Genomic DNA, 2,501 nt, shown 5'->3' with positions numbered 1-2,501 from the left:
TCGGCGGCGGAGCTGTTCGTGCGTGGTGTGACGGTGGACTGGCAGCAGGTGCTGACCGGTGGCCGCCGGGTGGATCTGCCCACCTACGCCTTCCAGCACCAGCGGTTCTGGCCGAACGCCAAGCAGAGCGGTGACGCTCATGTGCTGGGCCTGGCCGCGACAAGGCATCCGCTACTGGGTGCGGTGATGCCTCGGGCCGACTCCGATGGAGTGGTGCTGACCGGGCGGTTGTCGTCGGCGTCGCATTCGTGGCTGGCCGACTACGTGGTGGCGGGCTCGGTGGTGGTGCCCGGTTCGGCGTTCGTGGAGTTGGCGGTGCGTGCCGGTGACCAGGTCGGCTGCGAGGCGGTCGAGGAGTTGATCCTGGACGCTCCGCTGGTGCTGGGTGCGGGTGACGCGGTGGCGGTGCAGGTGTGGGTGGGGGCTGCGGAGGAGACCGGTCGGCGGAGTGTGAGCGTCTACGCCCGTTCGGCGGACGCGACCGAGGAGGTGCCGTGGGTACGGCACGCCACCGGCACGCTCGCCACGGATGCTTCGCCTGCCGAGCCGTTCGACACGGCGGTGTGGCCCCCGGTCGGCGCGACCGCGATCGAGCTGGACGGCTTCTACGAGGAACTGGCCGCGGACGGCTTCGCCTACGGTCCGGCGTTCCAAGGGCTGCGGGCGGCGTGGCGTCGCGACGGTGAGATCTTCGCCGAGGTGAGGCTGCCCGAGCAGGTCAGCGAGGCGGAATCGTTCGGGGTGCATCCGGCGCTGCTGGACGCGGCGCTGCACGTGGTGCCGTTCGCTGGACTGGACGATTCCGAGGCTGCCCGGGTGCCGTTCTCCTGGGGTGAGGTGAGCCTGCACGCGGCCGGGGCATCGGTGCTGCGGGTGCGGCTGGCCAGGACGGGCGGCGAAGCGGTTTCGCTGAACGCGGTGGATGCGACGGGTGCATCGGTGGTGTCGGCCCGGTCGGTGGTGCTGCGGCCGATCTCCACCGAGCAGCTGGCGATCTCCGACGGTCGCGGGGCAGAGCAGGACACGCTGTTCCGGCTGGAATGGTCCGCGGCAGGCGGGCTATCCGAAACCGATCGGGTGCCGGTGGCGGTGCTCGGTTCGGACACGCTGGGTGTCGCGGCGGCCTCGCGGGAGGCCGGGGACGTGGTGCCGGTGCATGCGGATCTGCCCGCGCTGGCCGAGGCGGATCCGGTCCCGGCGGTGGTGCTCGCGGAGATGGTCTCCGACCCGGCGGTCGGGGTGGTGGAGTCGGCGCATGCGCTCACCGCTCACGTTCTGGACCTGCTGCAGCGGTGGCTGGCCGAGGAGCGGTTCGCCGAGTCGCGGCTGGTGTTCCTCACCCGGGGCGCGGTCGCGGCAGGCGATGGCGAGCTGGTGGCTGATCTCCCGGCTTCCGGGGTGTGGGGCCTGGTCCGCAGTGCTCAGTCGGAGAACCCGGACCGGTTCGTACTGGTCGACATGGACCGGGATCAGGCATCGTCGGTCCTGCTCGATGTGCTGCCGGGGGCGTTGGTCTCGGGTGAGCCTCAGGTGGCGGTGCGCGGGGGTGAGGTGCTGGTTCCGCGGATGGCGCGGGTGGTGTCCGGCTCTGACGTCGGCGACGAGGCGGGCCAGGCCTGGGATCCGGAGGGAACCGTTCTGATCACCGGTGGTACCGGTGGTCTGGGAGCTTTGTTCGCGCGGCACGTGGTGGCCGAGCGTGGGGTGCGTCATCTGGTGCTGACCAGCAGAAGAGGGCTGGACGCTCCGGGTGCGGTGGAGTTGCAGGCGGAGTTGATCGCACACGGCGTCGAGGTCACCATCGCGGCCTGTGACATGGCGAATCGGGATCAGGTCGTGGGCCTGCTGGCCGGGATCGACGCCGGGCATCCGCTGACCGCGGTGATTCACACCGCGGGTGTGCTGGATGACGGCACGATTCCGTCGCTGACGGCCGAGCGGCTGGACGCGGTGCTGCGGCCGAAGGTGGATGCGGCCTGGTATCTGCACGAGCTCACCCGGGACCTGGACCTGGCCGGATTCGTGGTGTTCTCCTCGTTCGCCGGGGTGATGGGCAACGCGGGTCAGGGTAACTACGCGGCGGCGAACGCGTTCCTCGACGCTCTGGCCCAGCAGCGCCGGGCCGAGGGGCTGGCGGGGCTGTCGCTGGCCTGGGGCATGTGGGCGCAGGAGACCGGGATGACCGGGGGACTCGGGGCGATCGACCTGCGGCGGATGGCGCGGGCGGGGATGCCGGCGCTCTCGGCCGAACAGGGGCTCGCGGCGTTCGAGTCGGCTACTACGACAGGTCACTCGCCAGTGGTGGTGGCGCGGTTGGATCTCTCGGTGCTGCGTACGGTCCCCGAGGTGCCGTATCTGATGCGTGGCCTGGTGCGTGGAAGCCGCCGCCTGGCGATCTCCACGTCGGCGGGTGGGGATTCGGAGTTGTTGCGGCGGTTGGCGGGGTTGGGTGAGGCCGAGCAGGTTCGGCTGGTGGTGGAGTTGGTGCGGGCGCAGGCGGC

General features: G+C 71.1%; 1 protein-coding gene. It reads left to right on the top strand.

The genetic code is table 11. From position 1 onward, the window contains the following. Positions 1-18: 18 nt before the first annotated feature. The coding region (locus ABT352_RS40635) for a type I polyketide synthase (RefSeq protein ID WP_350950437.1) at positions 19-2,501 on the top strand (2,483 nt) is incomplete at its 3' end.

The sequence above is a fragment of the Streptosporangium sp. NPDC000563 genome (genome assembly GCF_040299985.1).
GTDB lineage: Bacteria > Actinomycetota > Actinomycetes > Streptosporangiales > Streptosporangiaceae > Streptosporangium.
The sequence above is the reverse complement of the archived record's forward strand: the minus strand, read 5'-3'. Positions and strand labels throughout refer to the sequence as shown.